The sequence below is a fragment of the Cytobacillus sp. genome, assembly GCF_032154635.1.
Taxonomy (GTDB): domain Bacteria; phylum Bacillota; class Bacilli; order Bacillales; family Cytobacillaceae; genus Cytobacillus.
Genome location: NZ_JALDXW010000013.1, coordinates 72,818 through 88,698, shown reverse-complemented (window position 1 = coordinate 88,698; position 15,881 = coordinate 72,818). Strand labels below are relative to the sequence as shown.

13 protein-coding genes and 1 other annotated feature are annotated in these 15,881 nt (G+C 34.7%); all 13 genes read left to right on the top strand.

The window, feature by feature from the left end; all coding sequences use genetic code 11:
* Positions 1-41: 41 nt before the first annotated feature.
* The 13 genes from RUH74_RS11370 to RUH74_RS11310 all read left to right on the top strand — a co-directional run bounded on the left by RUH74_RS11370 (position 42) and on the right by RUH74_RS11310 (position 15,469).
* Positions 42-227 (top strand): SE1561 family protein, encoded by a 186-nt coding sequence (locus tag RUH74_RS11370; RefSeq protein ID WP_313800422.1) that lies wholly within the window; start codon positions 42-44, stop codon positions 225-227.
* Positions 228-386: 159 nt separating this feature from the next.
* On the top strand, positions 387-1,937 hold the full coding sequence (locus RUH74_RS11365) for a fumarate hydratase (protein WP_313800421.1): 1,551 nt from the start codon (positions 387-389) through the stop codon (positions 1,935-1,937).
* A gap of 223 nt (positions 1,938-2,160) precedes the next feature.
* Positions 2,161-2,958 (top strand): delta-lactam-biosynthetic de-N-acetylase, encoded by a 798-nt coding sequence (gene pdaA / locus RUH74_RS11360; RefSeq protein ID WP_313800420.1) that lies wholly within the window; start codon positions 2,161-2,163, stop codon positions 2,956-2,958.
* 174 nt (positions 2,959-3,132) lie between these two features.
* Positions 3,133-3,993 (top strand): DNA-3-methyladenine glycosylase family protein, encoded by an 861-nt coding sequence (locus RUH74_RS11355; protein WP_313800419.1) that lies wholly within the window; start codon positions 3,133-3,135, stop codon positions 3,991-3,993.
* 19 nt (positions 3,994-4,012) lie between these two features.
* Complete coding sequence (gene rlmD, locus RUH74_RS11350) at positions 4,013-5,407, top strand: 23S rRNA (uracil(1939)-C(5))-methyltransferase RlmD (protein WP_313800418.1); 1,395 nt, start codon at positions 4,013-4,015, stop codon at positions 5,405-5,407.
* Positions 5,408-6,133: 726 nt separating this feature from the next.
* Positions 6,134-6,397 (top strand) — a binding site (T-box leader).
* On the top strand, positions 6,382-7,689 hold the full coding sequence (locus tag RUH74_RS11345; protein WP_313800417.1) for an MFS transporter: 1,308 nt from the start codon (positions 6,382-6,384) through the stop codon (positions 7,687-7,689). (Overlaps the previous feature by 16 nt.)
* Before the next feature lie 372 nt (positions 7,690-8,061).
* On the top strand, positions 8,062-8,451 hold the full coding sequence (locus RUH74_RS11340; protein WP_313800416.1) for a hypothetical protein: 390 nt from the start codon (positions 8,062-8,064) through the stop codon (positions 8,449-8,451).
* 335 nt (positions 8,452-8,786) lie between these two features.
* Entirely contained in the window at positions 8,787-9,263 is a 477-nt protein-coding gene (locus tag RUH74_RS11335) for a PH domain-containing protein (protein ID WP_313800415.1), read from the top strand.
* Positions 9,247-10,209, top strand: a complete 963-nt coding sequence (locus RUH74_RS11330) for a PH domain-containing protein (RefSeq protein ID WP_313800414.1) — start codon at positions 9,247-9,249, stop codon at positions 10,207-10,209. Before RUH74_RS11335 ends, RUH74_RS11330 begins: the two co-directional genes overlap by 17 nt.
* Before the next feature lie 984 nt (positions 10,210-11,193).
* On the top strand, positions 11,194-11,715 hold the full coding sequence (locus RUH74_RS11325; RefSeq protein WP_313800413.1) for a hypothetical protein: 522 nt from the start codon (positions 11,194-11,196) through the stop codon (positions 11,713-11,715).
* Between the two features lie 340 nt (positions 11,716-12,055).
* Positions 12,056-12,286 carry a hypothetical protein gene (locus tag RUH74_RS11320; protein ID WP_313800412.1) on the top strand — a complete coding sequence of 77 codons (231 nt, stop codon included), beginning with the start codon at positions 12,056-12,058 and terminating at the stop codon, positions 12,284-12,286.
* 76 nt (positions 12,287-12,362) lie between these two features.
* Positions 12,363-13,676 carry a DUF262 domain-containing protein gene (locus tag RUH74_RS11315; RefSeq protein ID WP_313800411.1) on the top strand — a complete coding sequence of 438 codons (1,314 nt, stop codon included), beginning with the start codon at positions 12,363-12,365 and terminating at the stop codon, positions 13,674-13,676.
* Positions 13,673-15,469 (top strand): DUF262 domain-containing protein, encoded by a 1,797-nt coding sequence (locus RUH74_RS11310; protein WP_313800410.1) that lies wholly within the window; start codon positions 13,673-13,675, stop codon positions 15,467-15,469. Before RUH74_RS11315 ends, RUH74_RS11310 begins: the two co-directional genes overlap by 4 nt.
* Positions 15,470-15,881: the final 412 nt, after the last annotated feature.

Here is a 15,881-nt window from a genome sequence, read left to right as displayed (position 1 = left end):
TTTTTCGATAGGATGGTAACGTAACGAAAGGAGAGAACGATTTGGGTAGTCCGATAAATGATAAAAATAGCCAGGTTTCTTTCTTGAAACAGCGGTTAAATATGTTTCTTGATGTATTGGATGCGATTGAGCCGGAAGAAACGGAGCTTGAGGATATTGATCGTTTAATTGAAATGATTGATGATTTGGAATCTAAATGCCGTGAATTTAATAATCGTGAAGAATAAGAGCCGCTTTGGCTCTTTTTTACGTTTAGTCTATAAGGAGCTGCCAAACCTTGGTCTTTCCATCCTATTATGATAGGGGTATAATAAGATACGTTAAATAATTATAATTTTCATAATAGATATATATAAGGGAACAAAGGGAAAGGGGACTAGCAAGTCATGAATATCGAAAAATTTCAGGATAGTATGTACAAGCTAATTGTTGAGACTTCTACAAAGCTTCCTAAGGATGTACGCCGCGCTATTAAAGCAGCAAAGGAAAGGGAAAGCGCCGGTACAAGGTCAGCGATGAGCTTAGCAACGATTACGAATAATATTAAGATGGCTGATGATAATGTTTCGCCGATTTGTCAGGATACTGGTCTGCCGACGTTTAAAATTAAAACTCCGGTTGGTGCTAATCAGCTTGTGATGAAAGAAGCAATCAAAAATGCCATTGCCCAAGCAACAAAGGATGGAAAGCTGCGTCCCAATTCAGTTGACTCGCTTACAGGGGAAAATAGCGGGGATAATCTTGGCGGAGGAACACCAGTTATTAAGTTTGAACAATGGGAGAAAGATTATATCGATGCACGCCTCATTTTAAAAGGCGGCGGCTGTGAAAATAAAAACATTCAATATAGCCTGCCTTGTGAGCTTGATGGGTTAGGACGTGCAGGACGCGACCTTGATGGGATTCGCAAATGCATCATGCATTCTGTTTATCAAGCACAAGGACAAGGATGCAGCGCTGGTTTTATCGGAGTAGGAATTGGAGGAGACCGTTCTTCCGGATACGATCTTGCTAAAGAACAGCTTTTCCGTTCGGTTGAAGATGTGAATCCAAACGAAGATCTTCGTAAATTAGAAGAGTATGTCATGGATCATGCGAACGAGCTTGGAATCGGCACAATGGGCTTTGGTGGAGAAACGACTCTTCTTGGCTGTAAAGTAGGCGTTATGAACCGTATACCTGCCAGCTTCTTTGTATCAGTTGCGTATAATTGCTGGGCATTCCGCCGTCTTGGTGTTGCTGTCAATCCAGAAACGGGAGAAATCAATGAGTGGATGTATCAAGAGGGAGAAAACATTGATTTTGGAGCTGCAACAGAAGCAGAGAAGGAAACAGCTGCAGCAACAGAAACAACAAGTGAAGTCATTACTTTACAAGCACCAATTACGGAAGAGCAAATTCGCAGTCTAAAAGTAGGAGATGTCGTTCAAATTAACGGCAGAATGTACACTGGTCGTGATGCGATCCATCATCACTTAATGGAGCATGATGCGCCAGTTGATCTAAATGGCCAAGTTATTTACCACTGTGGTCCTGTTATGCTAAAAGATGGTGAAGGGAACTGGCATGTAAAAGCAGCTGGCCCGACGACTAGTATTCGTGAAGAGCCTTATCAAGGCGACATCATGAAAAAGTTTGGCATTCGTGCAGTCATTGGAAAAGGCGGTATGGGACCGAAAACATTAGCTGCGCTTAAAGAGCATGGCGGTGTGTACTTGAATGCGATCGGTGGAGCGGCGCAATACTATGCTGATTGTATTAAAGCGGTTGAAGGCGTAGATTTAATGGAATTCGGTATTCCAGAAGCAATGTGGCATCTAAAGGTAGAAGGCTTTACAGCAGTAGTTACAATGGACTCACATGGTAACAGCCTTCATGCAGATGTAGACAAATCTTCATTAGAGAAATTAGCTAAGTTTAAAGAGCGAGTATTTTAATAAAACTGTCAAAGAGAGATCTTTATTCGATCTCTCTTTTCTGTGTAAAAATAAATAGTCAGTCTGATTAAATGAGTACGCTTTTATACCCAGACTAACATTTACATACAGGATTGTGCGCAGATACTCAAAGATGTGATCTATGGAGATTTTTGGAATTGGCATTGGTGAATGTTTTCATCCCATACACAAACAATAAGAAAAAAATAGAGGAGGAGCGCAGATGAAACGATTTAAACATCTGATCGTTCTAAGTGCAATATTCATGTTTTTTTCTACAACAGCTTATGCTGATTATGCCAATTCCCCCATACATTGGGGATTTAAAAAGGGAACAAATGAGGAGCAGGCAGATGCCGGAAAGCCTTTAGACGAGATGCTGAAGCGATTGGGAGCTTTTTACAAAGGCGATCCAGCGAAAAAGGACATCTACCTTACATTTGATAACGGCTATGAGAATGGATATACAGCTCAAATATTAGATATTTTGAAAAAAGAAAAAGTTCCTGCCGCCTTTTTTATTACAGGACATTATATAAATACTGCCCCTGATTTAGTGAAGCGAATGGCTGCTGAAGGACATATTATTGGCAATCATTCATGGAGCCATCCAGATATGACAAGAATCAGCAGTGAACGGCTTGCAGAGGAGCTGGAAAAAGTCCGTGAAGGAACAGAAAAGCTGACTGGGATCAAGCAAATGTCATATTTGCGCCCTCCAAGAGGAATCTTCAGCGAGCGGACGATTCACTTGGCCAATCAGGCAGGCTACACACATATCTTCTGGTCACTTGCATTTAAAGATTGGCTGACCGATCAGCAAAAGGGCTGGCAATATTCGTATGACAATATCATGCGGCAAATTCATCCCGGTGCCATTCTTTTGCTGCACACGGTTTCTAAAGACAATGCCGATGCACTTGAAAAGGCGATTCAGGATTTAAAAGCTAGAGGCTATACATTTAAAAGTCTGGATGACTTAATGATGAGCCAGGCATTTGGGGAGAGCATGCTGTATTGACATCGGCAGTTTAGCGATAAGTGGCTCGTAAATCCGATAAAGCTGCCCGTAAATCAGCAAAAGTGGCCTGTAAATCACCCGAATTTCTTGTGAATTCGGGTTAATTCTTGCTTAAAAAGACGTGAACAGTGAAAAATGGTATAATACGAGAAAATGTCAAAGGACGGATCATGATTGGAAACAATAAAAATTGATGGACCTTATAATTTTGACCTCGTACTCGACAGACTTTCACTTGACCCGCTTAATCAGGTGGATGTAGAAAATAGAAGCGTATCAGTGCCTCTTATGCTCGGAAATACACCAGTTGTTGCACATGTTAAGGCAGCCGGAACAACAGCTTCACCTGAATTTATTATTTCAGGAATAGAAGAATCATTACAGGAAAAAGCAATAGATAGGCTAGGAGAAATTTTTCAATGGAATACACCGTTAGAGACCATCCATCAGCATTTTCAACATACAGATCTTAAAGGGATATTTGATCAGCATTACGGGACCCCGATCGTTCTTGATTTTGATCCGTATAGTTGCTTGCTTAAATGTATTATTCATCAGCAGTTGAATCTTTCCTTTGCCCATACATTAACAGAGAGATTTGTTAAAACCTTCGGATTTCAAAAGGACGGAGTTTGGTTTTACCCACTCCCTGAGACCGTTGCAGAATTACGGGTCGAAGACTTAAGAGAACTGCAATTTAGCGGGCGGAAAGCAGAATATACGAATGGAATTGCAAAAGAAATAACATCAGGTAATCTTAACTTTGAGGAATTGAAATATAAATCCGATGAAGAAGTGTTTGATCAATTAATTAAGCTGCGCGGAGTAGGTCCATGGACGGTACAAAACTTTCTGATGTTCGGCTTTGGCAGGCAGAATCTATTTCCAATGGCAGATATCGGCATACAAAATGCGTTGAAAAAGCAATATCAATTAAAAGCAAAACCTACCTTGCAGGAAATGGAGTCATTTTCAAAAGGCTGGGATCCTTACCTAAGCTATGCCTCTCTTTATTTATGGAGAAGCATTGAATAATATGGAGTGATTTAGCAACATGAACCAAGAGCAATCAACTAAATTGAAACTCAATCAAACATTTCCACTGACAATTAAAAGACTCGGAATCAATGGCGAGGGTGTCGGCTATTTTAAAAAGCAGGTGGTTTTTGTACCTGGAGCGCTGCCTGGTGAAGAGGTTGTCGTTGAAGCGACAAAGGTTCATCCAAAGTTTTCGGAGGCAAAGATAAAAAAGATTCGAAAACCATCAGAGTTCCGCATGAAGCCGCCCTGTCCAATCTATGAAGAGTGCGGAGGCTGCCAGCTTCAGCATCTTCGCTATGACCAGCAGCTCAAAGAAAAACGAGATATCGTCATTCAGGCATTAGAAAGACATACGAAACTAGACCCTTCTAAGTTAGAGATTAAAGAAACGATTGGAATGGAGGATCCATGGAATTATCGCAACAAAAGCCAATTCCAGGTCGGATTCAGAGACGGAAAAGTCTTAGCTGGCTTATACGGAATGAACTCCCACCGTCTAATCAATATTGAACAATGTGCTGTCCAGCATCCGCAAACGAACAAAGCTACAAAAACAGTCAAAAGAATTCTTCAGGACCTTAAAATTCCTATCTATCATGAGAAATCAAAAAAAGGACTTGTACGGACTATTGTTGCAAGAGTAGGCATTCAAACAGGAGAGCTTCAAATTGTTCTTATTACAACGAAAAAAGAACTGCCAAAAAAAGATCTCATCATCCAAGAAATCAAAAAGAGATTGCCTGAAGTCAAATCGATTATTCAAAATATCAATGGACAGAAAACATCTCTAATTTTTGGGGATGAAACTGTGAATCTTGAAGGAAGTGACTTCATTCAAGAGACACTTGGAGACCTTCAATTTGAGCTTTCCGCACGAACATTCTTCCAATTGAATCCTGAACAAACCGTAAAGCTATATAATGAAGTAAAAAAAGCTGCCGCACTTACAGGAACAGAAAAAGTAGCAGATGCCTATTGCGGCGTTGGCACAATCGGCCTATGGGTTGCAGATGGAGCAGCTGAAATTAGGGGAATGGATATTATTCCTGAATCCATTGAAGATGCCAAGAAAAATGCGGCACGTCACGGAATCAAGCATGCGCAATATGTAACTGGCAAAGCAGAAGTCTTACTGCCAAAATGGGTTAAAGAGGGCTGGAAGCCAGATGTCATCATTGTTGATCCGCCTAGAACGGGGCTTGATGAGCAGCTGTTGAAAACCATTTTGAAGGTGAAGCCAAAGAAGCTTGTTTATGTGTCTTGCAACCCTTCCACATTGGCGAAGGATATTCATGTATTGAACAGGAGCTATAAAGTAGAGATGATGCAGCCTGTGGATATGTTTCCGCAGACGAGTCACGTGGAGTGCGTCTCGCAGATGATTTTAAAGGAAGTAGCAAGCCGATAAGGGAAAGCCTGCTGCTATTCTAATATCGGTTTGGCATTTTTGGTAATGATTAACTGGTATAAGTTCGTTTACTATATAATGATTAGATGTAAAATTTAAGGTAGTAATTATAAAAATTAAAAGAATGAAGAAGCTTTTTTAGTTTATATATAATAATAATTACTAAAGTGAAGAATTCTAATTTGTTGTAGATTTGAAAGAAAGTCATACCGTTTTAAAGAAAGATATACTGTTTTGAAGAAAGTTATACCGTTTATAAAAAAGTTGTACCGAAATGTTATTATTTCTGTTTTTCTTATTCCACTAACGGCGCTTTTCCTTACAATATGGAGGTAAGTGTTCGTACAGACAAACAGACCTACCTATTCTATTGTGAGGATGACCAATGTTCTAAAATGAAAAACGAATGGTGGACGGCTTCCATCTATCAAGACGAAAAATCACGGATTCCATAAAAAAATAGAGAAAGGACAGCTAAGTTGTTAGGAGCTAACAGGTGCTAGAGCTTAAGAGCAAGGCTGTTAATGAGCGGTCTTTTTGTTATGGAACAAACGGGGCAGATTAGTTGAATAATAAAGAGCTGTGGTATGCATGAAGTAAATAATTTCTGTAACACCAATACTATAAATGCAAATAATTCTATATTTGTCATAGAACTAATTAGTAGTCTTCTTTTTTGTATTGATTTTTAGTTTGAAATAGTATAAAATTTCACAAAATTGTATATAAAAAGCTATGAAAAGAAGAGTAAACATATGTATTATCTACAGAGACCTCTGGTAGCTGAAAAAGAGGGATAGGAAATGTGTTGAATCAAGGCTTGGAGCTGTGCATTGGATTTGTTTGTTGGAACAATGATGATGCAACGTATTCTCACGTTAACGAGATAGAGTATCGCAGGTGATTTATTCACAAAGCCGTACTCGATAAGGTTTCTGCAGTAATGTAGAAATGAACTGGGGTGGCACCGCGATATGACTCGCCCCCAAGGTAAATATCTTGGGGGTGAGTTTTTTTATTTTGTTTTACAAAAAAATAAAATAGGAGTGGTGATTATGTCCAGATGGAAGTATCCTTTATTACTATTAGGGGGAATAGGCATTTCAAATGTGGGTGCATGGGTTTACCTAATCGCACTAAATTTAATTATATTGAATGAAACAGGTTCCCCACTTGCAATTGCTTTATTATATATACTAGGTCCAATTGCAACTATATGTTCGAATGCTTGGGCTGGTAGTTTAATTGATCGGGTAAATACACGGCGACTTATGATGGGATTAGACATTTTCCGAGCAATATGTATTGCGTTAATTCCATTTTTACCTTCACTTATTTATGTTTATGTACTAGCGTTTATCATTAATATGGGAAGTGCTATTTTTCAGCCTACATCTATGGTTTATATGACTAAACTAATACCTGAAAAAGATCGGCAACGCTTTAATGCACTACGTAGTTTTATCAACTCTTGTGGTTCACTAATAGGTCCTGCCATTGCTGGGATATTATTTTGGATGGGTACTCCTTATACCGCCATCCATGTGAATGCAGTGGCTTTATTTTTTTCGGTACTTATTATAATGATCCTACCTAATGTTGATTCAAGACTCAAAGAGACAGAGGGGCAAAGATTTACATGGGATTTGATAAAAAATGATTTTCGGGTTGTTTTTAATTTCAGTAAAGACGATAGCTATGTCACAAAGATATATTTATTATTTAGTGGTACTACCATATTCATGACTGCAATAGATTCTCTCGAGGCATCATTTGCTAAAGAAGTACTTTCAATATCAGACACCAATTATGGGTTTTTATTAAGTGTCTTTGGAGCTGGAATAATAATAGGATCAATTATTAATTCAGTATTTTCAAAACAACTTGCAGTCAATCTTTTAATAGGTATTGGTACCATTTTTACCTCAATAGGTTATATAGTACTTTATAGCTCGAGTGGCTTTTTTGGTGCAGCGCCTGGTGTATTTTTAATAGGGTTTGCTGTAACGTTTGCAAATACAGGGTATTTGACTTTCTACCAAAATCATGTTCCTGTGAAGATGATGGGAAGATTCGGAAGCATCTTTAGTGTTATTGAAGCAGGTTTCATTGTTGCTTTAACGGTTTTAATAGGTTTAGCTGCAGAATTAACTTCGATCCGTCCTGTGGGGTTAATAGGTGCATTTGCCTTTTTCTTATTAGGGTTATTGGCATTGAAAGCTGTAACAGGTGTAAAACGGCAGGAATATTTTAAAAAAGGTGTTTCTTCTTTAAACAGTTAAATAGTAAAAGGCTTGACCAATAAAGTAATCGGCAAGCCTTTTACTGCACCTGATTTATAGTTATTGAACTAACCAGCTAATTATTTGTGAAAATTATACTTAAACGGAGGCTTTAGTGGAATAAGGAGTATTAAAATAATCAAACTTTTTTATAAAAATCTCATACTTAGTTAAAAAGAGAAACTTCATTTTGATCACTCTTTTTTCAAAATGGAGTTTTACATTTGCTTTTAAATAAGGATTAAAAATCCTGTGTTGATCTATACATGATTTTTTCGTATTCCACAATCGGCCAGATTGCAGAATACGATTATTAACTCATATGGTATAATTTGGGTAAGAGTTGAGACTGAAGAGTAGGAAGGAGTTAGTATGGAATATTCTGAAATTTTAGTAATGCTGCTAGTTTATAGTGGACTTATGACATTTTTTTTAGTCCCTTTTCAAAATCAAGTAAACTCAAAAGATTACCAACAGAATCAAGGGTTCTTTAAAGAAATTTTTAAAGATAATTTAATTAACTTGGTATTTCATAAAAAAGCTATTTTAGCTTTAATCTTAATAGGATTTACGTTACTAAGCATTTGGTTGGGATATTCCGGTATAGAAGAACACTATAATTCTCATAGTGGTTATCCTCCAATAAGCACAAATTTAAAAGCTTTATATTCTATTTGCGGTGTACTTGTATATACAGTAGTTCTCTTATTGTTCCTCGGATATGTGAGGACATTAAAGATCGTAAATAGTGCATGCCAGTAAAAATTGAAAATAAAATCTTATTCAAGAATCGGGCGTGATTGTGGAGTAACACCATTATGAAATGATCAAACTTTTTTATAAAAATAAATCTTAGATTTTCTGAAAAGAAACCAGTTTGATCAATCTTTATTTTAAAATGGTTTCTTTAGTTATTATAAAATACCAGTTTGTTAGGTGTTTTTGATCAAACTTTATTTTAAAGCAACATTTGTGGCTTTTTTGGTATTTTTAGTAATAATTGATTAAAAGATTGATACCTACCTTTGATTGGAGCAAGTATGGAATAGTGTCAATCTTTCAAGTGAAAAGGATAAGATTCTGTTGAGGTGTTTATTTTGAAAAATGTTGATAAAAGAACTATTGCGATTTGGAATTTACAAACGGTCATTAAAATGGTTTTATTTATCGCTGTTACTGCAATGATTTTCTATTTTTTTCATGAGTATCAATTTGTTAGGAAGATATATTTTTGTTCTAATATATTGGTAATATTATATTTTGTTTGGGATATATTGTTAAACCCTTTTTATTATAATAACTCCAAATATCAACTTGAAGAATATGTGCTATATATCAAAATGGGTGCGCTTACAATACAAGAAACAACAATCCCATTAAGAAAAATACAACATGTAGATATTGGGCAATCATTTTTTTCTAGAATATTCAATCTTTATAGTATCACTATTTATACTGCAGGAGACACACATTCCATATCTTATGTTATGAAAAAGGAAGCGGATCTACTAAAAACGGAAATCATTAATTATTTGATACATGATGGAGTTGTCATTGATGAAGAGGAGAGATAATCTAATACAATTTATTTACTATACCTTCGACAATATTAGAATGAATATTTTACCTATTCTGGGATTAATCATTGCTGCCATCGGTTCCAGCAATCGGTTTGTTCCTATAATTAAGGTAGCTTTTTATATCCTCATTGCTTTTATCATTATTTATTCATTTTTAAAATGGTATAACAAAATATTTGAGTTTGATGATAAAATGATAAAAATCTCAGAAGGAGTTTATAAAAAGATTTACAATGATATCCCTTTAAGTAAAGTAAAATCAATAAATACCTCAGACTCTATTTTGAAACGATTATTTGATATATCTGATCTTTCCGTGGAGTTGATAGGTGGGAGTAATACTGTTTTTGTTTTAAAGAATAAAGATATTATCCATTTAAAATCCCATTTATTTCGAGGTACTAATGAAGTCATAGAGAAAAAAGAAAAAAAGTATTTTTCTCTTTTTGAATACTGGTTACTTTCATTTTTAAATCTGAAACTGTACATTTCAGCTTTGTCTATTTGCTCTACTACTTTTTTGTTACTAGGGAAACTAATAATTTCTGAGGAAAATAAAAAAAATGATAAGAATATCATAGAATTATTAATTGAAGTAAAAGAAGCAATAAATGAACCTAACTTCGTTATCACATTTTTTTTTGTAATAATCATTTTAATTATTAGTTCACATATTATAGTGCTCGGATATATTATCTTAATATTCGGGAATTTCAACATTGTCAGGAGTAAGACAAATATTAGGGTTTGGTATGGTATTAAAAATAAAAGAGAGTACTTTATTCCTAGTAATCAAATCAGATCCCTTCTAATCGTCGAACCACTGTTATTAAGAATTTTTGGATATGCCCAAATAAAAATCGAAACTATTGGACTAGATAATAGCCATTCTTCCACTGTAGTATTGACTCCTGTCATTAAAAAGGTTAAAAATTCATGATTTTTTGAAAGAAAATTTACCTGAATTTATAATACAAGACTTTATGTTAAAGCCTGAAAAGAAGTTTTTAGTGCATTTTATTGTATTATCTAGCTATAAGCTGTTCCTTTTCGTACTTTTAGTAACACTTTTGCTTAATTTTAAATTTTTGATTTTATTAATCTTTTTACCTATATGTATCATATATGGTTATATGCATTGGAAGTATTCTGCACTTGCATATAATGAACGATATATTTCTAATAGAAGGGCAAATAAATTAAAAATTATCACAATGGTAACATTAAAAAAATATACTCAAACTACAGGGATTAGTCAATCTTATTTCATGAGAAATACTAATGTGATTCATTACGATTTTTCTTTATATTCCGAGGAAATTGAGGATATATATATTTGCAGATATCTAAAAGATACGTATAAAAAGGAATTCCTCGATTACTTAATTTGTAATAACCCCAATAATTAATAATAATTATAGAATTAGTAAGGTTTCATCGGAAGAGACTACTGCTCATTTTATATGTCTGCAGTAACTATTCAAACCACGTTGAGTGCTGTGTGTCGCTCGAAAGAAAGTAGCATGTTTGAGAGCTGCATTTACCTACTTGTAGAAGCCCGAGCGTCTTTAGCGCTTGGGCTTTTTGTATTTTAGAGCTAGGTCCATATTGACGGGGCAATTAAAGCTGATATAAAGGAATCGATTTGAGAATAAGTAGAATGATAGGTTTGAGCAAAGATCACATATATAGAGCATGACATTTTGCGCGACAATCAAGAAATGTCCCTCCTGTCATACGCAATTTTTGGCGTATTTTGTAAAAATTTATCCAAAAAGCTGGTAATTTAGTGGTGAATACCGTACTATAGTAGGAGGCTATTTTTTAGGGGAATTTCCATAATTAGGTTATTTAATATGGGAATATTCAGGTATTAGCAGCGTTGAAATTTCTTAATAAATCAAAGGGAGAGACTCAATTAACAATGAAAAAGATATTAATATTTGTATTAGCTATTTTTATGGTTGCTATCCTTGGGGCATGTAGTGAGAAAGACAAATTAACAGTTTTTAAGAGTGAAGACAACAAGTTTCAGGTAAGTGCCTCTAGTAGTTGGAAAGATACGAATGGCGAGCTGCATCCAGAAAGTAACCTTGAAATCTATAATCCTCAAAAAGAGAAATATTTCGTGGCACTACTTGAATCAAAAGAGGATTTTGACGATTCTTCTCTACAAACGTATTATGATATAGTTACCGAAACATTCATTTCTTCATTAGACAATCCAAACCAAGGGGATGTAAAAGAAGTGACGATTAATGGTAATAAGGCGTTACAATATTCGCTTGAAGGTACTGTAGACAATATAAAAATTGCTTATTTAGTCACCGTTATCGAAACACCTACACATTATGGTCAATTGATGGCTTGGACGACTAAGAGCAAATGGGATAAATATAAAGAAGAATATACGAATTTGATCAACAGTTTTAAAGAAGAAAATTAATTCCTGACCTCTTGACCAGTATGGTTTTGAAAAATACCCCATTAGCATGATGCTTAAATAATAGCCTTTATTTAGGGGCTGTCCAATACGTCACTAAAAAGTAAAAGCAGATGGAGATAAACGGACGTTTGAACTCCTGATCTGATCCAATAAAGTTAGACAAATATTTTATGCAAATTCTAAGTGTTTACTACAAAATAAAAGTGCAGAGCTTTGCAATAGAAAAATGCAGAGTTCTGCACTTATTTAATTAGTGCAAAAAAACTTGCCAGCCACCCCAAGCCCCACTACATTAATTGTGTCGAGCAATTTGGTAGTGAGGCAGAGAGGATGCCTAGCAATGTCTGATATTAATCGTTTCAAACACTTACGTAACAAAAAAGGATTATCAATAACAAAAATTAAGGAATCTTTAGGAATGAATGGAAGTGCGAAGAAGAAGGCAACTAACCTATATGGGAGTTGCCTTTTTGTAACGGGGATTAACGTTTATAATGAATGTGAATACCTCCAAAGTATTTGCGGTGCTAAATCACGATGTTTAACTATCTTAAAATTACATCTTCAGTAAATAGATGATTAGTAGTCCAATCAATTTAAATAGGATAATGATTGTGCAAGTGGACAACTATATAGAAGGAATGAAAATGATGGGGTTAATTAAAGAAGAACTTTCAATTGTTTCGTTGGATAGTTTACTAGATTTGAAGCTATTTATTCCAGAGTATCAAAGACCTTACCGCTGGCAAGTAAGTTCAACGAATACTTTATTTATGGATACTTATGAAGCTTATCGAAAAGGGGTAGCTGAATATAGACTTGGCTCTGTCATTCTACATAAGAAAAAGGACCATTATTATATTGTTGATGGCCAGCAGCGAATGACTACATTGTCTATTTTATTGTATTGTCTCGGAAAAACTAATGCTGGTCTATTAAATGAACAATATAGCTCGCTTTCAACAAACGCGATTATTTATAATTTGGAATTGCTATCTAAAAAAGTATCCGAGCTTCAGCCGGAAGAGTGTTTAGCATATAAATCATATTTACTTGAAATGTGTACAGTTGTAAAAATTGTCACGGATGATGAACAAGAAGCATTTCAATTTTTTGATTCTCAAAATTCAAGGGGGAAGGAATTAGCGCCTCACGATTTATTGAAATCCTATCATTTAAGAGAAATGAACTTAGAGGATGAGCATACAAAAATAAAAATCATTAATAGTTGGGAAAATAAAAATCAGCAAGCATTAGAAGATTTATTTAGAAATTATTTATTTCCGGTGACACAATGGTATAAGAAGAAAGATGGTTTAGGGTATTCTAGCGATAAAATCGCCACATTTAAGGGAATTAAACTGCGTAATTCATATAATTACGCAATTTATCAAAAGGCATCTAATCTTTTCATTGAGCAAACGAATACGAATGGAAGTATAGAACTGTTAGCAAACGAGCCGCTAAATCAATTTCAATTAACACAGCCTGTTTTAGCGGGTAAACGTTTTTTTAACTATACGCTGCATTACGCTGAATTGCTCGAAAAGGTTCAAAATAAAATAAAGGATTTTCATAAGAAGGGTCAAATACCGGATGTCCGATCTGGAGACATTTATATTAAGCAACTTTATGAAAATGCATTATTATTTTTTGCTGACCGATTTGGTCTGAAATTTGTTACAGATGCAGTAATGAAACAATTATATACATGGTGTTATACGCTTCGATTAGTAATGACGGCAGTATATCCACAAACCATTAACAAATATGCTTGCGGCAAGCACGAAAGAATAAATTATGGATTAGACTTATTTGCAAAAATCAGTGAAATGAATGAATCAGAAGAATTGTCCCTTGTAATTTTTGAAAGTGTAAATCAAGAGGATGGTAGGATTAATCGTAAGAAATACTCGGAAGTATGGGAATTTTTGTACGGGCGAATGGATGGTGAACGATGAGAACTCAACCAGATATTTTACAAGTTTCAAAATTATTTAGTCAGGTAAATTATGAAATTCCTAGTTATCAGCGGAATTATGCGTGGAGAGAAGAACAAATTCAGCAATTATTGGATGATATACATACGTCTTCACAAAATTATTTCTTAGGAACTTTAATTGTTAATCAAAAAAGCATTGATTCGTATGAAGTAATAGATGGTCAGCAGCGTTTAACTACCTTATTTTTGCTTCAAAAATATTTGAAAATGAGCGTCGTACAAGGTTCCTTGTATTTTGAAGCGAGGGAAAAATCAAATCACACACTTGCTGCTTTAGGAAAAAATGATGTACTGGAAGAATTGTTGTCCCATGAAATTATGCAAGGCTATAAAATAATTGAAACATATTTTTATAATAAAGAAATCAAAAAAGATAAATTTATTGAAAAGCTAGATAACGTACAGTTAATTCGTATACAAGTTCCTTCTAAAATTGACTTGAATCACTACTTTGAAATTATGAATACACGAGGTGAGCAATTAGAATTTCATGAAATAGCTAAAGCGAAATTACTAAGTCCATTGTCTACTGCCGAAGATAAAAAAGTAGGTGCGCTTATTTGGGAAGCCTGCTCAAAAATGGATACGTATGTTCAAATGAATTTTAATATACATAGCAGAAAAAGGATCTTTTCAAGTGATTGGAGTCAATTACGCTCAGATGTAAATAATTTTAATGAGTTCAAAGAAAAAATAACAGTCCTTACACAAAACGAAGAAGATACCGTTTCGAAAACATTATTAGCTATATTAAAGGAAAGGAAAAAGGTAAACATAGAGACACGTGCTGAAATGGAAGAAAATGAAAGATTCGAGTCAATCATATCTTTTCCTAATTTCATTTTACAAGTGAATAAGGCCCTATCTCATCCCAATGAAAATGAGTCAATGCTAGACGATAAAAACTTTTTACGAAATATACAGCACCACTGGGAAAGCGAAGAAAGCTGCAAAAAATTCTTATTTAACTTATTAAAAAGTAGAGTGCTGTTCGATCAATATATTTTAAAAAGAGAGTTTGCAAAAGATTATAAGGAAACTGGAAAATGGTCTTTACAGCGTATGGAAGCATACGAAGATAAGAAAAAAGGAAACTTAAAACCAAAGTATGTTGGAACTTATGGTGATGGCAATGACACAAATGATAACAAGACATTGAGAACACTGCAATCCTGTTTGCGTATTACGTATACATCGCCCAAAACAATGCATTGGATTTCAATGGTTTTAAAGTATTTATTGGAGAATGAAGATGTTAGAGTTTTACCTATTTTAGAGGACTATTGCAAAGAAAAAGTGAAACAATCAAAATTCTTAGATGCACAAGGATTTGCTTTCGAGCGTATTGTTTTTACGTATCTCGATTATATCTTATATAGAGATGGCTATCAGTATAATCAACAGCCTATTATCCCCTCGTTGAAAGATGATTGGCAATTTCAATTTAGAAACTCAATCGAGCATTTTTATCCACAGAATCCTTCTAATAGTGAAATGCTAAAAAAATGGGCAGACAAGGACTTGAATAGCTTTGGCAATTTAGCACTAATAACGGTTTCCGGGAATTCTAAATTTTCGAATTTGCCACCTAACGGAAAAGTAAGTTCCTATCAGAGTATCATTGAACAAAGTTTAAAATTACTCATTATGAACGCGTTAATCAATTATAATGGCGGGATTTGGAATGAAGCCATTGCCAATACGCATAAAGAAGAAATGTTTGAGTTATTAAAAAAAGAATGCGGCTTATAAATGAATAGCTATTAATGAAATATAGTTGACCTTTCAACGGTGTCTACTAGCAGCAACAATAGATTAGTAGGTAAATAGTACATTAAAATGCGGAAATGGATTTACTCATTTTTTGTTTAATTATCAATATGGGAATTTAAGGAATTTGAAATTTTCATATGAAGAAAATGACTACATAATACTCTGGTTCATCATTTATTACAGAAAGTTGCAAAGGTTCAAGATTTTGCAAAGAAAGGAATATTACCGTTCTAATAGTAACCCATGACAATCATATTGCCTCTTATTCCGATGAGGTAAAAAGAATTAATATTTATGGGAGCATTGACTCATGATATTGTGAATTCAATGACAATAACTGGAAGCAGACACCGATTTTCTCAAAATTATAAATGGCAAAATGTACTTGTGT

Coding starts and splice junctions, on each gene's coding strand:
- RUH74_RS11310 (WP_313800410.1), top strand. CDS start 13,673: ATGAGAACTCAACCAGATATTTTACAAGTTTCAAAATTATTTAGTCAG.
- RUH74_RS11320 (WP_313800412.1), top strand. CDS start 12,056: ATGTCTGATATTAATCGTTTCAAACACTTACGTAACAAAAAAGGATTA.
- pdaA (WP_313800420.1), top strand. CDS start 2,161: ATGAAACGATTTAAACATCTGATCGTTCTAAGTGCAATATTCATGTTT.
- RUH74_RS11330 (WP_313800414.1), top strand. CDS start 9,247: ATGAAGAGGAGAGATAATCTAATACAATTTATTTACTATACCTTCGAC.
- RUH74_RS11315 (WP_313800411.1), top strand. CDS start 12,363: ATGATGGGGTTAATTAAAGAAGAACTTTCAATTGTTTCGTTGGATAGT.
- rlmD (WP_313800418.1), top strand. CDS start 4,013: ATGAACCAAGAGCAATCAACTAAATTGAAACTCAATCAAACATTTCCA.
- RUH74_RS11345 (WP_313800417.1), top strand. CDS start 6,382: ATGACTCGCCCCCAAGGTAAATATCTTGGGGGTGAGTTTTTTTATTTT.
- RUH74_RS11365 (WP_313800421.1), top strand. CDS start 387: ATGAATATCGAAAAATTTCAGGATAGTATGTACAAGCTAATTGTTGAG.
- RUH74_RS11325 (WP_313800413.1), top strand. CDS start 11,194: ATGAAAAAGATATTAATATTTGTATTAGCTATTTTTATGGTTGCTATC.
- RUH74_RS11340 (WP_313800416.1), top strand. CDS start 8,062: ATGGAATATTCTGAAATTTTAGTAATGCTGCTAGTTTATAGTGGACTT.